At 70.0% G+C, this 16,346-nt stretch carries 11 protein-coding genes; 4 read left to right on the top strand and 7 right to left on the bottom strand.

What is annotated here, in order from left to right; all coding sequences use genetic code 11:
• Positions 1-96 precede the first annotated feature (96 nt).
• From OG504_RS51475 to OG504_RS51465, 3 genes are read right to left on the bottom strand one after another with little or no spacing between them, the layout of a single operon-like run.
• On the bottom strand, positions 97-1,224 hold the full coding sequence (locus OG504_RS51475; protein WP_405996085.1) for a GNAT family N-acetyltransferase: 1,128 nt from the start codon (positions 1,222-1,224) through the stop codon (positions 97-99).
• Positions 1,221-2,477 (bottom strand): ATP-grasp domain-containing protein, encoded by a 1,257-nt coding sequence (locus OG504_RS51470; RefSeq protein ID WP_405996084.1) that lies wholly within the window; start codon positions 2,475-2,477, stop codon positions 1,221-1,223. Before OG504_RS51470 ends, OG504_RS51475 begins: the two co-directional genes overlap by 4 nt.
• Entirely contained in the window at positions 2,474-3,457 is a 984-nt protein-coding gene (locus OG504_RS51465; RefSeq protein WP_405996083.1) for an aldo/keto reductase, read from the bottom strand. Before OG504_RS51465 ends, OG504_RS51470 begins: the two co-directional genes overlap by 4 nt.
• 81 nt (positions 3,458-3,538) lie before the next feature.
• Between OG504_RS51465 and OG504_RS51460 the strand changes: the two genes are divergently transcribed.
• Positions 3,539-6,508 carry a non-ribosomal peptide synthetase gene (locus tag OG504_RS51460; protein ID WP_405996082.1) on the top strand — a complete coding sequence of 990 codons (2,970 nt, stop codon included), beginning with the start codon at positions 3,539-3,541 and terminating at the stop codon, positions 6,506-6,508.
• 381 nt (positions 6,509-6,889) lie between these two features.
• On the opposite strand, the gene OG504_RS51455 is transcribed toward OG504_RS51460, so the two are convergent.
• Positions 6,890-7,228 (bottom strand): thioredoxin family protein, encoded by a 339-nt coding sequence (locus OG504_RS51455; RefSeq protein WP_405996081.1) that lies wholly within the window; start codon positions 7,226-7,228, stop codon positions 6,890-6,892.
• A 501-nt stretch (positions 7,229-7,729) separates the two neighbouring features.
• Positions 7,730-8,869 (bottom strand): PucR family transcriptional regulator, encoded by a 1,140-nt coding sequence (locus tag OG504_RS51450; RefSeq protein ID WP_405996080.1) that lies wholly within the window; start codon positions 8,867-8,869, stop codon positions 7,730-7,732.
• Positions 8,870-8,955: 86 nt separating this feature from the next.
• Here OG504_RS51450 and OG504_RS51445 point away from each other — a divergent pair, with 86 nt between their 5' ends.
• From OG504_RS51445 to OG504_RS51435, 3 genes are all read left to right on the top strand, one after another.
• Positions 8,956-10,011, top strand: a complete 1,056-nt coding sequence (locus OG504_RS51445) for a ferredoxin reductase (RefSeq protein ID WP_405996079.1) — start codon at positions 8,956-8,958, stop codon at positions 10,009-10,011.
• A gap of 7 nt (positions 10,012-10,018) precedes the next feature.
• A complete protein-coding gene (locus OG504_RS51440; protein ID WP_405996078.1) occupies positions 10,019-11,137 on the top strand; it encodes a fatty acid desaturase family protein in 1,119 nt (372 codons plus the stop codon).
• Positions 11,138-12,285: 1,148 nt separating this feature from the next.
• A complete protein-coding gene (locus tag OG504_RS51435; RefSeq protein WP_405996077.1) occupies positions 12,286-12,732 on the top strand; it encodes a hypothetical protein in 447 nt (148 codons plus the stop codon).
• Between the two features lie 93 nt (positions 12,733-12,825).
• On the opposite strand, the gene fxsT is transcribed toward OG504_RS51435, so the two are convergent.
• Both fxsT and OG504_RS51425 read right to left on the bottom strand, forming a co-directional pair.
• Positions 12,826-15,777, bottom strand: a complete 2,952-nt coding sequence (gene fxsT, locus OG504_RS51430; RefSeq protein WP_405996076.1) for an FxSxx-COOH system tetratricopeptide repeat protein — start codon at positions 15,775-15,777, stop codon at positions 12,826-12,828.
• A 3-nt stretch (positions 15,778-15,780) separates the two neighbouring features.
• Positions 15,781-16,206 (bottom strand): hypothetical protein, encoded by a 426-nt coding sequence (locus OG504_RS51425; protein ID WP_405996075.1) that lies wholly within the window; start codon positions 16,204-16,206, stop codon positions 15,781-15,783.
• Positions 16,207-16,346 lie beyond the last annotated feature (140 nt).

Raw genomic sequence — 16,346 nt, 5'->3', positions numbered from 1 at the left:
ACAGGGCTCCCCCACCGAGGCCGCGGGGCACCCGGCGGCGGGGCCCCGGCCTCGGTGGGAAGCGGTGCCGCCGGCCGGGGCTCGCCGCCGAAGGAGTCAGCCGGTCGCGTCCAGATAGTCCTCGCCGGGGAGCAGGAGCGCGGAGCGCACCGACTCCCGGCTTCCCCGCGGGGGCCAGACCAGGGCATGGGTGGTGCGCAGCCGGGCGCCGCGCAGCATCTTGCCCCGGTAGGCGCCGGTGCCGAGGTCGAGCCAGGCAAGGCCGAGTGACGCCGCGAGGGCGAGCGGCTCATAGACGGCGAGGTTGAAGTACGCGTACGGGCCGGCGTCCGGGGCGAAGCCGGCGGCGCGGACATGCAGCGTGTCGCCCCACAGATAGCAGAGAGCGAAGCCGGTGAGGCGGCCGTCGCGGCGTTCGAGGAAGACCTCGCTCCACGGATCGAGACAGGCCGCCTGCTGTCTCAGGTACGCCGTCATCGACTCGTCGGTGTCGTCCGCGCCGTACTTGCGCTGGAGCCGGCCGAGCAGCGGTCCGGCCTCCTGGTAGCACTCGGAGAGCCGCACGCGGTGGACCGAGCCACCGGAGTCGGCGAATGCGCGGGCCTCTCGCTGCCATTCGCGGCGACGCCGGGCGGAGCGTTCCTTGTCCACTGTCGCGACCGGGACGACCGCCTCCGCGGACAGCGGAGCGTACGAGGGCGCCGGAACGTCCGGCGCGTGCGCGGCAAGTGCGGCGAGACACTCCTCGGCGTGGTCCTGCGGTGCGTACAGCAGGGCCGTCGCCGCGGCACCGAGGGTCTCGGCCAACTCGGCCGCTGCCTGGATCAGCCGAGCGATCACGCGCGCGCGTCTCGACGCGGGCAGCGCCGGGTCGACGAGTACTCCTCCGTGGTAGCCGGCCCGTGAGCCCAGCAGGAGCAGCGGCATCCAGAGGTGCCGGTCGGCCTCCGCCTCGGCTCCCAGGCGAGGGACGGCGAGCAGGTCGAGCGGGTGGTAGGCCTGGTTCATGGAGACACCGGAGCCGCCGCGCCAGAAGTAGGTGGGCAGCGCGCCCACCACGGAACCGTCCGGTTCCTCCGCGAGCAGATACCGGCTCTCGTAGTCGTCGGATCCTTCGGCCCATTCCAGCCAGGGGCGGCCGAGGTAGACGGTGCGGCCGGCCGACAGTCGCTCCCAGTCCGCGGGTTGGAGTTCGTGGACGCTGCGGATGTGCCGCACTCTCATCCGGCGGGCTCTTCCTGGTAAAGGCCGGTCTGCTCGATCTCCCGAACGCGCCGGTAGTCGTGCTCGATCTGCTTACGGTCGCCGAGCAGATACAGGTGCCCGGGCGAGCTGAACAGGTCGACGGTACGGCGGACCTCGTCTCCGCCGGCCAGAAGGTCGATCGAGCCGCAGAGGTAACTGGGCAACGCGCGCACCTCCGCGAGCGGTCCGGCAGCCAGACGCCCGTCCTGCGGGGCGATCAGGCACACCACCCGCAGGCTCCGCAGGAGCCGGTAGTCCGTGCCGGGCAGGCAGGCGAACGAGGCGGGATCGGTGTACGCGTCGACGGTGAGCGACACCTGGCTGTGGCCGGTGGCCTCCCGCGGGCCGCGGGAGGTGACGGCGCCCTCCAGCCTCGCGCCGATCTCGATCAGCACGGGCCCGCGCGAGGTGAGCATCACCTCGGCGTGCGCGGGGCCGTGGGCGATACCGAGAGCGTCGAGCACCCGTACGACATACGCGGCCAGGTCTCGCTGCACATCACCGTCGGGTGCCAGCAGGTCCTGGTAGTCGTAGACGACGGCGCCGTCGACGCTCGCCCGCTGCTCGCGCCAGATCTCATGGACGAAGTGGAGCCCGTCCCGGCTCACCGTGTTGACGAAGTACTGATCGCCGGCGAGGAATTCCTGGGCGAGCACCAGCTCGTTGAAGTTGCCCATCTGGTCGGTCCGCCGGTGGATACGGGCGAAGGCGTCACGGGCCTGGGCGTCGTCGGCGCAGATCGCCACCGAGTCGGAGCCCGCGCTCGCCAACGGCTTGACCACCAGAGGCCAGTGGCCGCCGACGTCGGCCCAGTCGATCATCTTCTCCACGTCGTCGCAGACGGTGCTCTCCGCGGCGTCCACCCCGGCAAGGCGCAGACATTCGGCCATCGCGTACTTGTCGCGCCGGGAGAGGCTGAGCCGGGTGCCGTTGCCCAACAGGCCGAGCCGCTCGGCGAGTTCGTCGGCGGCCCGTACCCCCCACTCGGATCCGGTGATGACCAATGACGGCTGATGGAGCGCGACTTCGGCGGCCGGATCGGCCACCGATCCCAGATCGATGACGGCCAGGTAACGCTCGGGACGAAAGGCGAGACGGTACGCCGCCGGCATCTCGCCCGGGGTGAAGACGGCCACGGTGTCCCAGCCGCGCCGGGCGAACTCGTCGGCGAGTTGGGAGCCCGTCGAGACAGGGTCGACCACGGCCACGACGGGCCGTTCCGGCTGCGTCACTGCGACCACTCCGTCGGCACACGATCCCAGCGGTGGCGGCGCAACTCGTCCATCAGCCCGGCCGGCAGGGCGACACCGTCACTGACGGACAGATTGGCTCGGACGTGCGCGGGGGTGCGCATACCGGGAATCACCGTGCTGACGGCCGGGTGCTGGAGGATGAAGCGCAGGGCGAGCTGCGGCATGGTCATCCCCTCGGGGACGACGGGGCGCAGGCGATCGGCGCGTTCCACACTGGCCGCGAGATTGGCCGGGACGAAGTAGCTGTTGCGCCAGTCCCCTTCGGGCCAGCGGGTGTCCGTGGTCAGGGAACCGGTGAGGGTGCCCTCGTCGAACGGTACCCGCGCGATCACGGCGACGTCGTGCCGGGCGCAGGCGGCGAAGAGTTCGTCCTCCGGGGCCTGGTCGAAAATGTTGTAGATCACCTGAACGGCGTCGACCAGGCCGGTCTCCAGCGCGGCCAGCACGTTGGTGGGCTCCCACCGGTTGACGCTGATGCCGACCGCCTCGACCAGTCCGCGTTCCTTCATCCGGGCCGCCTGGGCGAGCCACTCGTCATCATCCGCCCAGCTGTCGTCCCACACGTGGTACTGCATCAGATCGATGCGCTGCGCCCCGAGGTTCTTCAGGCTGAGCGCCAGATACTCCGCCACGTGGGCGTCGGGGAAGACCTCGGTGAAGCGCGCGCCCGGGCGGGTGGGCCAGTTCCGGTCCAGTGGCGGAATCTTGGTGGCGATCCGGATCGCCCCGTCGGGGTACTCGGCGCGTAACTCGCCCAGCAGCAGCTCGCTGTGGCCTCGGCCGTAGATCCAGGCGGTGTCGAAGAAGGTACAGCCCTGATCCACGGCGAGGCGCAGCGCCTCGCGTCCGCTGCCCTCGTCACCACCTGTCCAGCCACCGGTGCCGCCACCGATGCCCCACATGCCGTAGCCGATCTCGCCGACTTGCCATCCAGTCCGGCCGAAGCGACGAAGACGCACCGACAGATCCCCTCTCGGACTTACTGTCAATTGGCAAGCAATAGTACAGGGTTGGCCTTCCACAACCGTGAGGGGAGAACCGTGCACTCCGCGCTCAGACACCGGCTCCTGACCGACTTCCAGGGGCACCGGGTGGACTATCCAGCCGACCGGACAACCATTCACCTGATCGAGGAACAGGCGCGGCGGGCCCCCCAGCGGCCCGCACTGCTGTGGGACGACACCTGCCTCACCTACGGCGAGATCATCGAGCTGGCGGCGGCCTGGGCCGGTGAGTTGCGCAGGCTCGGCGTACGCCGCGGCGATTTATTACCCGTGATCACGGCCGGCGGTCAGGAGCTGGCCGTGGTGATGCTCGCCGCGATGAAGCTGGGCGCGCCGTTTGTGCCCATGGACGACGCGTGGCCCGAGCACCGTCTGCACGAGAGCATCACGGCGCTGCGGCCGCCTCTGGCAGTACGCACCGGGCCCCGCCCGGTTCCCCCGCTCGGTGTGCCGGTACTTCACGTGACCGGGACCGGCGCGCCCGACGGCGTGCGGCCCGTGCACCACGCGGTGCCCGGCACCGACGAGTTGATCTACGGCTTCTTCACCTCCGGCTCGACGGGGACCCCCAAGTGCGCGCTCAACGGCCATCTCGGGCTGCTCAACCGGTTCCTGACGATGACGCGGCGCTTCGGTGCGGGGCCGGACGTGGTGCTGCAGAACAGCCGCCATGTCTTCGACTCCTCCATGTGGCAGCTGCTGTGGCCGCTCACCAAGGGCAGCCGGGTGGTACTGCCTCGCCGTGAAGGCGTCCTCGACCTCACCCGGACCATCGACGAGATGGCCCGCCACCGTGTCACGATGACCGACTTCGTTCCCTCGGTCTTCAACACCCTGGTCGATCTGCTCGACTCCGACCCGGCACTGACGGCGCGGCTCTCCTCCCTGCGGCACCTGCTGATCGGCGGAGAGGCGATCGACCCGAGCGCCGTCCGCTCGTTCCGCGAACTGCTGCCGGAGGTCAGGCTCACCAACACCTATGGGCCGACGGAGTGTTCGATAGGTTCCGTCTTCCACGAGGTCTCGGACGCCGACACCGGACCGATACCGATCGGCCGCCCGATCGACAACACCTGTGCCGTGCTGCTCGACGGGAACGGGGCACTGGTCGCACCCGGGCAGGTCGGTGAGATCCACCTCGGCGGAGACTGCCTGGGCGCCGGCTACCTGCACGACCCGGCCCGTACGGCGGATGCCTTCGTGGAGAACCCCTTTCCCGAGTTGCCCGGACGCCGGCTCTACCGCTCAGGGGATCTGGCCTGGCAACGGCCCGACGGGCTGCTGATGTTCGTCGGGCGGCAGGACCAACAGGTCAAGCTGGGCGGCGTGTTGATCGACCTGCTGGAAGTGGAGGCCGCCGTCGCCGCACACCCGCAGGTGGTGCAGGCCAGGGCAGTGATCCACGGCGAGGGCGATCTGCGCAGTCTGGTGTGCTGCGTCACCACCGACGCGACGCTCACCTCCACCGAACTCGACGCGCACAGTCGGGCCCTGCTGCCGGCCCACGCGGTGCCGCGTACCTTCCTGCTGCTCGACCGGATGCCGCTCACGCCCAACGGCAAGACCGACCGCCGGGCACTGGCCGAACTCGCCTCCCTGCAGCTCGCCGGTCGGGCAGGAGGCGGGCAGCTCACCGCGCAGGAGGAGATCATCGCCACGCTCTGGCGGGAGCTCCTGGCCGATCTGCACGGTGCCGCCCCTGGCCCGGAGGCCGACTTCTACGCTCTCGGCGGTACCTCGCTCACCCTTCAGCGGCTCTCGGCCGCCCTGCACCGCGCCTTGGGCGTGCGGGTCCCGCCGCGCCAACTCGCCGCCGCCGCAACCCTGCGGGAGCAGGCGGCGCTGCTGCACCAGGACGGTGCGACTCCCGACGACCGCGCCCTGCTGCTCGCCGACATCGCACACGCGTCCGTCCCGCGCCCCGGGTCCGGTCCGACACCCACCGGCGAACCGGTTCACGTGCTGCTCACCGGTGTGACCGGCTTCATCGGCGCCCATGTACTGGCCGAACTCCTCGACCGCACCGACGCGGTGGTGCACTGTCTGCTTCGCACCGGCGGCCAGGCCGACCGCGTCGCCGAAGTGATGGCCCGGTCGGGGCGGCCCTACGACGCGCGGCGGATCGTTCTCGTCCCGGGTGATCTGGCACAACCCCGACTGGGCCTGACCACAGAGGCCTGGACCCGGCTGGCCGGACGCGTCGACTCACTGCTGCACTGCGGCGCGCTGGTGAACCTGGCCCTGGGCTATCCCGGACTGCGCGCACCGAACGTGGTGGGTACCGGGGTGCTGCTGCGGCTGGCCACCACCGGCCGGCCCAAGCGTCTGCATCACCTCTCCACCCTCGGTGTCTTCCCGGACAAGGACGGCACAGAGCGCGTGCTGGAGGAGGACCCGCTCCCGGAGGAGCTGCCCGAGGACGGTTACAGCCGCTCCAAGTGGGCCGCCGAGCGGCTTCTGACGGCGGCCAGGGCACAGGACGTACCGGTCACCGTCCACCGCCTCGGTGAGGTCATGCCGCACTCACTCACCGGCGCCGGCAACCGGCGCGCCCAGTTGGATCTGCTGCTGCGCGCCTGCGCCCGCCTCGGCCTCAGCCCGCGTACGACGGCCGTCACCGACTGGACACCGGTCGACGAGGTCGCCACGGCCGTAGTGGGTGCCCTTCGCACCGGCCGCGACAACGAAACCTTCCACCTGCTGCGGCCGGGGGCCGTCCCGCTGGAACAGGTCCTGGCGGCGCTGGCCGAGCTGGTGCCGCTCCGCCCGGTGGACTATCCGGACTTCTACCGCGCGGTGGCGGCCGACGGCGACGAGTCACCCCTGCTCACCTTCCTACCGGAACCCGACACCGACGACCTCAACGCTCTGTTCCGCAACGGCCACTTACGCTTCTCCGCCAAGCGAGGCACCGAACTCGCCGATTCCTGCGGCCTGGCCTGGCGCCCCACCACCGACACCGAACTCCTCAACTGCACCCGCTGGATCGTGCACGACTCGCCGTGACAGCCGGCCTGTTGACGACCGCGGGAAGGATCGCCCAGGCCCGCCGAAGCAAGCCACCGTCGAAAGACCAATGGACACGGACACCAACTGGCGCGGGTCCTTGCCGAGTCGGCAGGGACCCGCAGTGCCGGCGGCAGTGCCCCTGTCCTGCGGCAACTGTGCCGCGCGCACATCGGTCACGGCGACTTCGGCCACGAGGCGCGCGGCGGTGCGCGGATTGTCGCAGGTGAACCGCTGGAGGACTTCACCCGCGCGAACAGGTGCTGGAGGACGGTGCTTTCCTCGACCGCTCCGGGGCGACCCGGTGCCGGCGGCTCGATGCCCGCGGCATCCCTCGGACGAGACGTGACGGGCGTCGCGGCCACGTGCCGCAGCGTCCGCTCAGAGGTGGCCGTCCAGGAACTTCCGTACCTCGGCGGTGGTCATGGGCCCCGTGCCGTGCGTCACCGCCTCTCCCTCTTTCAGCAGGACGTAGGACGGGGCTCCGGTGATCCCGTATCGCTCGGTTGCGGCCGGACAACGGGTGATGTCGGCGCGGACGGCCGTCAGGCGGCCCGTGTAGTCGTCGGCGATGCCACCCACGACGAGGTCCATCACCCGGCAGGGCTCGATCGCCTTGGGCCATGTCCCGGTGAAGTACGCGAGGACCGGAACTCCGCTCATCCCGAGGATGAAATTGAACTCCGCGTCCTCACGGGGTCGGTGAACCCGCTGCGCCATAGAAGCCCCTGACCTCACATTCCGTCATTCCATCCCCATCATCCCTCGCGCGGTGCGCCAGGCCGGCCCGGCCGGTCGTCCCGTTGGCCTGTCGGAAGGGAGGCGCGGTGCCGCCGCAGAACCACGGTGGTCCCCGGCGCGAGCGGCCCTGACCCCCGACCCTGGTGACCCGGCCCGGCCGCCCCGCCGGTCACCCAGCTGCAGCCCGCCGCGCGCCCGTGGGTCAGCTCGTGCCAGGAGAGCGCCCTCCACGACGACGTGAAAGCCGTTCTCCACGGCGTAGCTGCCCAGAACGCCGACCAGATGCTCGATGAGCACGTCGACGAACGGGCCGGAGCGCATCGTCCACCGGATCCGGTCCAGCCGTATCCGCCACCGCGCTTCCCAGAGACAGCGCCCCGACGGGCTTCCCCTGGCCGCATGAGCCGGCTGATGGGACCGAGAACGAGGCACGATTCCTGGACCGCTCGCGGACGCGGTCGTGGACGGTCGAAGTACACGTCAGCCGACCCGAAGACCGACCGCCAGCGTCAGTTCAAGGACCCGGTGTGGCGATGCGAGATCCGGAAACAGCTCCCGCAGCTGCGACATCCGGTACCGGACCGTCTGGGGATGGACGAACAACGCCGCCGCCACCTCCTCCCGTCTGCCCTGGTGCAGCAGCCACTCCCGCAGCGTCTCCTCCAGGCGCCGTGCGGTCGCGACAGGCAAGGTCCGCAAGGGGGCGAGGGCTCGGGCACGCAGGTCTGCGAACGCGTCCGCGTCGGCGCTCAGCACCAGCTCGGGCAGGTGGTCCTCGGTGTCGCGGATATCAGGGGAGAGGGAGCGCGCGCGCAGGGCTCGTGCGTACGAGGCGGACGCACGAGTCCACGGCCTGGCCGGGCCGACCACGGCGGTGCGGTCGGTCAGCTGCCGCAAGAGATGTGACCGGTCGGCATCGGGGACGAGCAGCACACCGGTGGCGTCCGGCAGATCGTCGAGGACGAGGGTGCTCGGGTCGAGCGCGCGGTAGGCAGGCCGGCCCTGGGCGGCGGGCAGCAGGACCGCGGTCAGCGAAACCGGAGGCTGCCACCCGGCCCGTTGAGCAGAGGCCAGCAGCACGTCCGGGCTCGCGCCCGCGAGGAGGTCGCGGGCCAGGTGTTCCAGGTGGCGCTCGTGGTCCCTGCCCCGGGCGGTCAGTTCGTCGGCGTGGCCGGCGGCGCTCGCGGCGGAGAGCTCGTCGATGTAGGCGAAGGTCAGCTCGGCGAACTTGGCGACCTCGGCGGCGGGCAGACCTGCGGGTACGGCACCCGCCGCCAGGCATCGCCAGGCCACGCGGGCGCCGACGCGGTAGGCGCTGAGCAGGGCGTCCATCGAACGGCCGTCGCGCACCTCACCGCGGCCCAGCTCGTAGGCCGCGTCACCGGCGTCGCCGCCCGTGGCATTCCCGCTCGCGAGGTCCAGGTAGTGCCCCAGGGCGGTGCGGACGGCTCGGCGGATGGTCGCGCCCATGCGGCCCGCAAGGGCGTTGGCGTAGGGAGGTACCTCGTCGATGATCGCCTGAACGATCTCGTCGGCGGTGGTCTTCAGCGCGGCCCGAAGTACGGTGACCGTCGTCTCATCCAGGGCCAGTTCGCTGGCCCTCCGAACTGCATGCCCCATGTTTTGTTCCCTGCGAACAATTCAGTCGACCAGATTTACGTCCTGCGGTCAGGACTTTACGCCTTGCGGCGCAGCAGGCTGGACTCATGACGAGTACAGCCCTCCGCAGCAGGGCGTGGAAACTGCTGGAGATGGTCACGACGCCGCTGCTGCCGTCGGACTACCTCGACCTGGTCAGTCCGCTGCGTGCGGGCGCTGACCTGCGTGGGCGCATCGAGTCCGTGCACCCCGAGACGGGTGACGCCGCGACCATCGTGATCAGGCCGGGACGGGGCTGGCGCGGCCACACGGCCGGTCAGTACGTGCGGATCGGGGTCGACGTCGACGGAGTGCGCCTGTGGCGTGCCTACTCCCTCACCTCGCCGACAGACCGCCAGGACGGCCGCCTCACGATCACCGTGAAGGCGATCCCGGACGGCAAGGTCAGCAACCACCTGGTCCGCAGGGCGAAACCGGGCACGCTGATCCAGCTCGACCAGGCGACCGGTGACTTCGTGCTGCCGCGGGCCAAGCCCGCCAAGGTGCTCTACCTGACGGCCGGCAGCGGCATCACGCCCGTGATGGGCATGCTGCGCGACAGCGAGTTCGACGACGTCGTCATGGTCCACTGCGCGCCACAGCCGCAAGACGTGATCTTCCGCAACGAACTGCACGACCTGGTCGCGGACAAGAAGCTGCGGCTCACCGAGGTGCACACCGACACGGACGGCAAACTCGACATCGCCCGTCTCCACGAACTCGTGCCCGACTGGGCCGAGCGCGAGACCTGGGCCTGCGGGCCCGCGGGCCTGCTCGACGCCGCCGAAGAGCACTGGACCGAGCACGGCCTCCAAGAGCGCCTGCACACCGAACGCTTCCGCCCGGGCATCGTCGTCACCGGCGACGGCGGCGAGGTCACGTTCAGCGCCACCGGCAAGACCGTCGACGCGGACGGCGCCACGCCGTTGCTGGACGTCGGCGAGGAGGCCGGCGTGCTCATGCCCTCCGGGTGCCGCATGGGCATCTGCTTCGGCTGCGTCACGCCGCTCAAGGCGGGCGCCGTCCGCGACCTGCGCACCGGCGAGATCACCGAGGCCGAGCCGGGCGTCCTCATCCAGACCTGCGTGTCCGCCGCCGCGGGCCCCTGCGACATCGAACGGTAGGAGCACCTTGACCGCCACCGACCCCACCGCCCACCTGACCGCGGAGCAGATCGAGGAGCTCGGCCGCGAGCTGGACGCGATCCGCGACGAGGTGATCGCCGGCCGCGGCGAGAAGGACGCCGCCTACATCCGTAAGGTCATCTCGGCGCAGCGCAGGCTCGAGCTGGCCAGCAGGGGCGTACTGCTGTTCTCGATCTTCCCGCCCGCGTGGCTGCTCGGCACCGCCGGCCTGTCCGTGGCGAAGATCATGGACAACATGGAGATCGGCCACAACATCCTGCACGGCCAGTGGGACTGGATGCGGGACCCGAAGATCCACTCCACCACCTGGGAGTGGGATCACGTCTCGCCGTCCGAGCAGTGGAAGCACTCGCACAACGAGCTGCACCACACGTACACCAACGTGATCGGCAAGGACAACGACCTCGGCTACGGCATCATGCGCGTCGACGAGGACCAGAGGTGGCACCCGTTCCACCTCGGCCAGCCGCTGTGGAACTTCATCAACGCCTGCTTCTTCGAGTACGGCATCGCGGCGTACGACCTGGAACTCGGCAAGAACCTGAACAAGCGCCGCCGCAAGAACCCGGAGTTCCGCGCGCGGGCCAAGGCCGTGGGCCGCAAGATCCGCAAGCAGGTGCTCAAGGACTATGTGATCCACCCGCTGCTGTCGGGCCCCTCGTTCCTCCCCACGCTCGCCGCCACGTTCACCGCGAATCTGGTCCGCAACGTCTGGACCCACTCGGTGATCATGTGCGGGCACTTCCCCGAGGGCGTGCAGGTCTTCGAGCGCCGGTCGATCAACGGCGAGACCCGCGGCCAGTGGTACCTGCGCCAGATGATGGGCTCGGCGAACATCAGCGGCAGCAAGGCCATGCACTTCATGACCGGCAACCTCTCCCACCAGATCGAGCACCACCTGTTCCCGGACCTGCCGAGCAACCGGTACGCCGAGGTCGCGGTGAAGGTGCGCGCGCTGTTCGAGAAGTACGAGCTGGAGTACGTCACCGGGCCGCTGCCCAAGCAGGTGTTCTCCGCGTGGCACAAGGTCTTCCGGCTCTCACTGCCGAACAAGAAGCCCAAGGTCAAGATGCCGGACCGCGAACAGGAGCTCGTCGCGGCCTGATTCCCGGTCTCGGTTCAGTGATAAAGAGCTCCCCACCGAGCCGACGGCGACACGGCCGGTAAATTCCCGGCACCCGTCACTTCGTCCTCACTCATATGCCGCCCCGCCCCTCAGCGGCCCGTCCGGGCAGAAGCCGCATCCGAATCCGGTACCCGTCGGCGGCTGTGGTCTCGAGCTCCAGCCGCCCACCGGCTGCGGCAGCCCCGGGCACACCCGTCAGGCACCGCTGCCGGGCCAGTTCCTGCTGCGCCCGCCACCGCAGTCACAGCCACAACGCCAGCAATCCATACGCCTTCGCAGTGCCGATCGACACGATGGTGACAACAACCGTCGCCGAGTCCACGCAGGCCTCCCTTCCCGTCGGGACGAACCCACAGCAGGCCCGTCATGAGCTACGAGCCCGCAGCCGACTTCAGCGTGAACTCCTCGAGAAACAACGGAGATTGAGGCAGGTCACATTGCCCAGGACGACACGGCCCGGCCGGACAGCTGCCGGACCGGACATCGCGCGCGGCCCCGCCGTCGCGCGCGAGCAACACCCGCGACGCCTGATCCCTTCGCCCACCGCCCGGGGCCGGTCCCACCACCTACTTCATTTTTCTTCCCGCTGTGGGGCGTGGACTCGTGCGGACGGTTGACCGGCGGCAAGCGAGCAGATCCGTCCAACCGCCCACGCGCTGGGCGGAAGCGGAACCCGGCACAGCCCGTCGACCGGACGCCCCGGCACACGCGGCACGCCGGCACCCAACACGGACTCCGACCACATCGCATGGCCCCCCGCAGCCTCACCGGGCGACTCCCCGAGGCGACCGGCCCGAACAGCCCGGTGGGCAAGGCCGGTGGCATGGCAAAGCGGGCCAACTCACCTGAGTGAGCGCTCAGTTGCGTCGGGCTCTCACGCACCGCACGCTCGATTTCGGGGAGCGCGGGACGTCGGGCGCCGACGGTCGCCCGCCGCGGGACTCCCCCGGCTCAGTACAGCGACTCGAAGTACACCTCCGCACGGACCTTGGCGCGCAGTTCGGCGGTGAGGACGTCGCTGCCGCAGGGCCCACACGAGGTGAGCGGGCCGGTCTCGGTCGGCGGGCGCGGGCGACTCCATCGACGGCCTGAGCCTCGATGCCCGACTCGCCGCCGTCGATGCCTCGATGACGGTCCGTCTGGAGATCGCGGCCGTCGCCCACGAGGTCCGCACCGCACACATCCACACCTCCCCCGTGGTCCTGGCCGACGTCGTCACCGTCCCCGACGCCCTCCTGCACACCGCCCCCGCCGCCCCGCCAGCGGTATACCAGTCACCGGTCGCCGCGCTCCTCGATCGCGCACAGCGCCGCATGGCCACCGGCGGATGGTGCGCCGGCACCCTCACCGACGAGGACGGCGCGGTCTGCATGATGGGCGCGATCCGCGCCGAAGCCGGCGGACACCAAGCCCTGGAAGCCAGCGCGCTCGCCGTCGTCCGCGATGCCCTGCACCGCCGCTTCGGTGACGACGACATCAGCGTCCCGGACTTCAACGATGCCCACGGCAGCGGACGCGTCCCGACGCGGATGCTTGGGGAGGCCGCGAGCCTCGCCGATGCACGCGGCCTATAGGTAGGCCGGGTTTGGTGGCGATGTAACGGTCTATCAACCCCACCAGTGTGTATCAAGCGGTCAGATTCGTGAGAACTGCCGTAGTCAGTAGCTTCAGTCCGTTTCGCCAGACCGTAGCCAGTGGGTGAGGTTGTTGCGGGTGATCAGTGTGTTGGGGTGGTTGGGCCCCAGGATCCGTAGCTGGTCGTGGAGGAGTTCCTCGGTGGCGGTGGCGGCTCCGGCCGCATCTCCCGCCTCTCCCCGCCAAGCAGCGAGGTTGCTGCGGGTGGTGAGTGTGTTGGGGTGGTTGGGTCCCAGGATTGGTAGCTGGTCGTGGAGGAGCTCTTCGTAGGCGGTGGCGGCTCCGGCCGCATCCCCGGCTGCGCCCCGCCAAGCAGCGAGGTTGCTGCGGGTGATCAGAGTGTCGGGGTGGTTGGGCCCCAGGATCCGTAGCTGGTCGTGGAGGAGTTCCTCGGTGGCGGTGGCGGCTCCGGCCGCATCCCCGGCTGCGCCCCGCCAAGCAGCGAGGTTGCCGCGGGTGTTGAGTGTGTTGGGGTGGTTGGGTCCCAGGATTGGTAGCTGGTCGTGGAGGAGCTCTTCGTAGGCGGTGGCGGCTCCGGCCGCATCCCCGGCTGCGCCCCGCCAACGAGCGAGGTTGTTGCGGGTGGTGAGTGTGTCGGGGTGGTTGGGTCCCAGGACCCGTGAGCGATCGTGGAGGAGTTCCTCGGTGGCGGTGATGGCTCCGGCCGCATCCCCCGCCTCCCCCCGCCAAGCAGCGAGGTTGCCGCGGGTGGTGAGTGTGCTGGGGTGATTGGGTCCCAGGATTCGTAGCTGGTCCTGGAGGAGTTCCTCGTAGGCGGTGACGGCTCCGGCCGCATCCCCCGCCTCCCCCCGCCAACCAGCGAGGCTGCCGCGGGTGGTGAGTGTGCTGGGGTGATTGGGTCCCAGGATTCGTAGCTGGTCCTGGAGGAGTTCCTCGTAGGCGGTGACGGCTCCGGCCGCATCCCCGGCTGCACCCCGCCAACGAGCGAGGCTGCCGCGGGTGGCGAGTGTGTCGGGGTGGTTGGGTCCCAGGACCCGTGAGCGATCGTGGAGGAGTTCCTCGGTGGCGGTGGCGGCTCCGGCCGCATCCCCCGCCTCCCCCCGCCAACCAGCGATGTTTCCGCGGGTGATCAGGGTGTCGGGGTGGTTGGGTCCCAGGACCCGTAGCTGGTCGTGCAGGAGTTCCTCGTACGCGGTGACGGCTCCGGCCGCATCCCCCGCCTCTCCCCGCCAAGCAGCGATGTTGCCGCGGATGGTGAGCGTGTTGGGGTGGTTGGGTCCCAGGATTGGTAGTTGGTCGTGGAGGAGTTCCTCGTAGGCGGTGACGGCTCCGGCCGCATCCCCCGCCTCCCCCTGCCAACGAGCGAGGTTGCTGCGGGTGATCAGGGCTTCCGGGTGGTTGGGTCCCAGGATTCGTAGCTGGTCGTGCAGGAGTTCCTCGGTGGCGGTGACGGCTCCGGCCGCATCCCCCGCCTCCCCCCGCCAACGAGCGAGATCGCCGCGGGCCACCAGGACTTCGAGGTGGTCGGGTCCCAGGTGTTGTCGCAAGAGGGTGTGCAGTCGTGTGAAGTATTCGGAGGCGGCGGCAACTTGCCCGGATTCGCCGAGGCTTCTTCCCGCAAGGAGCAACACGACATGGGCGCTCGGTTGCAGGAGACTGTCTTCCCCGGAGGCGAGAAGTGCGGCGGTGTTGGCGCGTAGTGCGGCTGTCAGAGCGGTGTCGCGCTCGGTGTTCGGCCAGGCGGCAGTAAGAGCGTCAGCGGCTACGCGGGCGGTCCTGTCGTACCGGGCTGCGCTGAGGGAGTCACGAGTCGCGCGCTGGATGACCTGGTGAACCCGTACTACCTCACTGGATCCATTCAGCCTGTCGGAGCTGATGGCCGAGGAGGGAATGTGGATGAGGCTGAGGCGGCGTAAGGCGCGCAAAGCACCGTCCGCGTCATCCACGCTGACCGCGAGCATCTCGTCTTCCGGAGCAGAGCGGTTGGTGCGGCAGGCAGCGAGGTATGCCCGGGCTTCCTGCGAGATTAGGACGCCGATGGGGATGCTGTTGGGGTCGAGGAAAGCGGCCAGCTGGAGCATAGGACGGGCCAGGCCGACGGGGCTTAGCTGGTCGGCGTAGTCCATGGACAGTGACCAGGCCGCGGCCATGGTGTGGTTCTGCCCGTCGGGGAGGATGTCGGGGCTCAGTTCGGCCAGGGTCCGGGTCCGGTCGGCCAGCAGGGTGCGGTAGGCGGCGCAGCTCTTGCCCGCGTCGATCATGTAGGCGGCGGCCTGGGAGAGGGCCAGTGGCAGGCAGCCCAGATCGTGTGTCAGAGCGGTGATGTCGTCGGCGGGTTCGGTGCGGTTGTGGGCGGCCAGTGCTTCGGTCAGGTAGTCGGCGGCTTCAGCGCGGGTGAACACCCCTACGTCGATCCGTCGCCGACTGGGGCCGGTCATGGCCGCGTCCTGGCGGCGGGTGGTGGCCAGGGTCCGGCCGTGTGGGCTGGACGGAGGCCACATGCCGTTCAGCGCAGCGGGATCGGCTATGTCGTCCAGGACCACCAGCCATCGGCACGGTTCCGACTCGCCCTTAGGTTCCAGCCAAGACAGGAACTTTTGTGCTGCCGCGGTCGGATCGGCCGGGTCGGCGCCCAGGACTTCGACTCCGGCCTGCCCGTACCCGGATGTGGCTGCTGTGCCGCTGGAGGCAGTGATCCACACCAATACGTCCAGCTCCCCCGCCGACAACGCGGTGCGGGCGTAGTCCGCGGCCAACTGCGTCTTGCCGACACCGCCCATACCGGCCAACACTCCCCCCGCAGGCGCGGGCTGGCCAACCACGGCGGTCCCGCCTCCGGCCAGCGCTTGCCGCAACCGCACTGCCTCCGCACGGGCCTGGAAACACTCCGCCAACGCCGGGATCCTCCCGACCAGGTGCGGCCACGGAGCCCCCGCCGGCTGTGTGCCGTGGAAGTGGTTGTGCTGGGTGTTGCCGTCGCCGGACTGACCGGCGGTGGGCCCGTTGTAGGTGTCACCGGCCACGGGTCAGGAGCCGAACGTGTTGTGCTGCGTGTTGTGGTCGCCGGACTGGATCGCGGTGGGGCCGTTGAAAGTGTTGCCGTATACCGCCCGCGCGCCCGGGGCAGCCTCCGCGGCCGCTGCCTGCACGCCCTCGACCGCCTTCCGAAGTTCGGCGGCGAAGCCGGGATCCTGCTCGGTCTGCTCTTCCAAGGCCAGCTGGAGACGCGTCCGAGTCCGGCCCGTCACCTCTCCCTGCTCCGAAGCGGCTTCGACCATCGCCTGCTCCAGGGCGGGATCCTTGCCCAGCCGGGCCGCGACCACCTCATGCACGCGATCCATCCCCGCATCCAGTACCAGGTCGGCCTCGGCATCGGCCCGGCCGGCCACACGCTTCGCCTTGCGCACCGCCCACGCCGCCACGAGCCCGACCGCCAGCTCGATGCCCGTCACGTACTTCCCCCGACTGCCGTTGCACTGATTCTGCGTCGACCGTAGCGCCAACCGCCCCACCGCAGACGGCAAATGACCAAGCCGGACAGAACGCACAACGGCCATCGCATCCCGCTGCCGTCCGTCCTCGCAGACACCGC

This window comes from Streptomyces sp. NBC_00986 (genome assembly GCF_045162565.1).
In the GTDB taxonomy this organism is placed as follows: Bacteria; Actinomycetota; Actinomycetes; order Streptomycetales; family Streptomycetaceae; genus Streptomyces.
Note: the sequence above shows the minus strand (reverse complement) of the source record. Positions and strands in the feature narration are given on the sequence as shown.

Coding starts and splice junctions, on each gene's coding strand:
- OG504_RS51475 (WP_405996085.1), bottom strand. CDS start 1,224: ATGAGAGTGCGGCACATCCGCAGCGTCCACGAACTCCAACCCGCGGAC.
- OG504_RS51455 (WP_405996081.1), bottom strand. CDS start 7,228: ATGGCGCAGCGGGTTCACCGACCCCGTGAGGACGCGGAGTTCAATTTC.
- OG504_RS51450 (WP_405996080.1), bottom strand. CDS start 8,869: ATGGGGCATGCAGTTCGGAGGGCCAGCGAACTGGCCCTGGATGAGACG.
- OG504_RS51445 (WP_405996079.1), top strand. CDS start 8,956: ATGACGAGTACAGCCCTCCGCAGCAGGGCGTGGAAACTGCTGGAGATG.
- OG504_RS51435 (WP_405996077.1), top strand. CDS start 12,286: ATGACGGTCCGTCTGGAGATCGCGGCCGTCGCCCACGAGGTCCGCACC.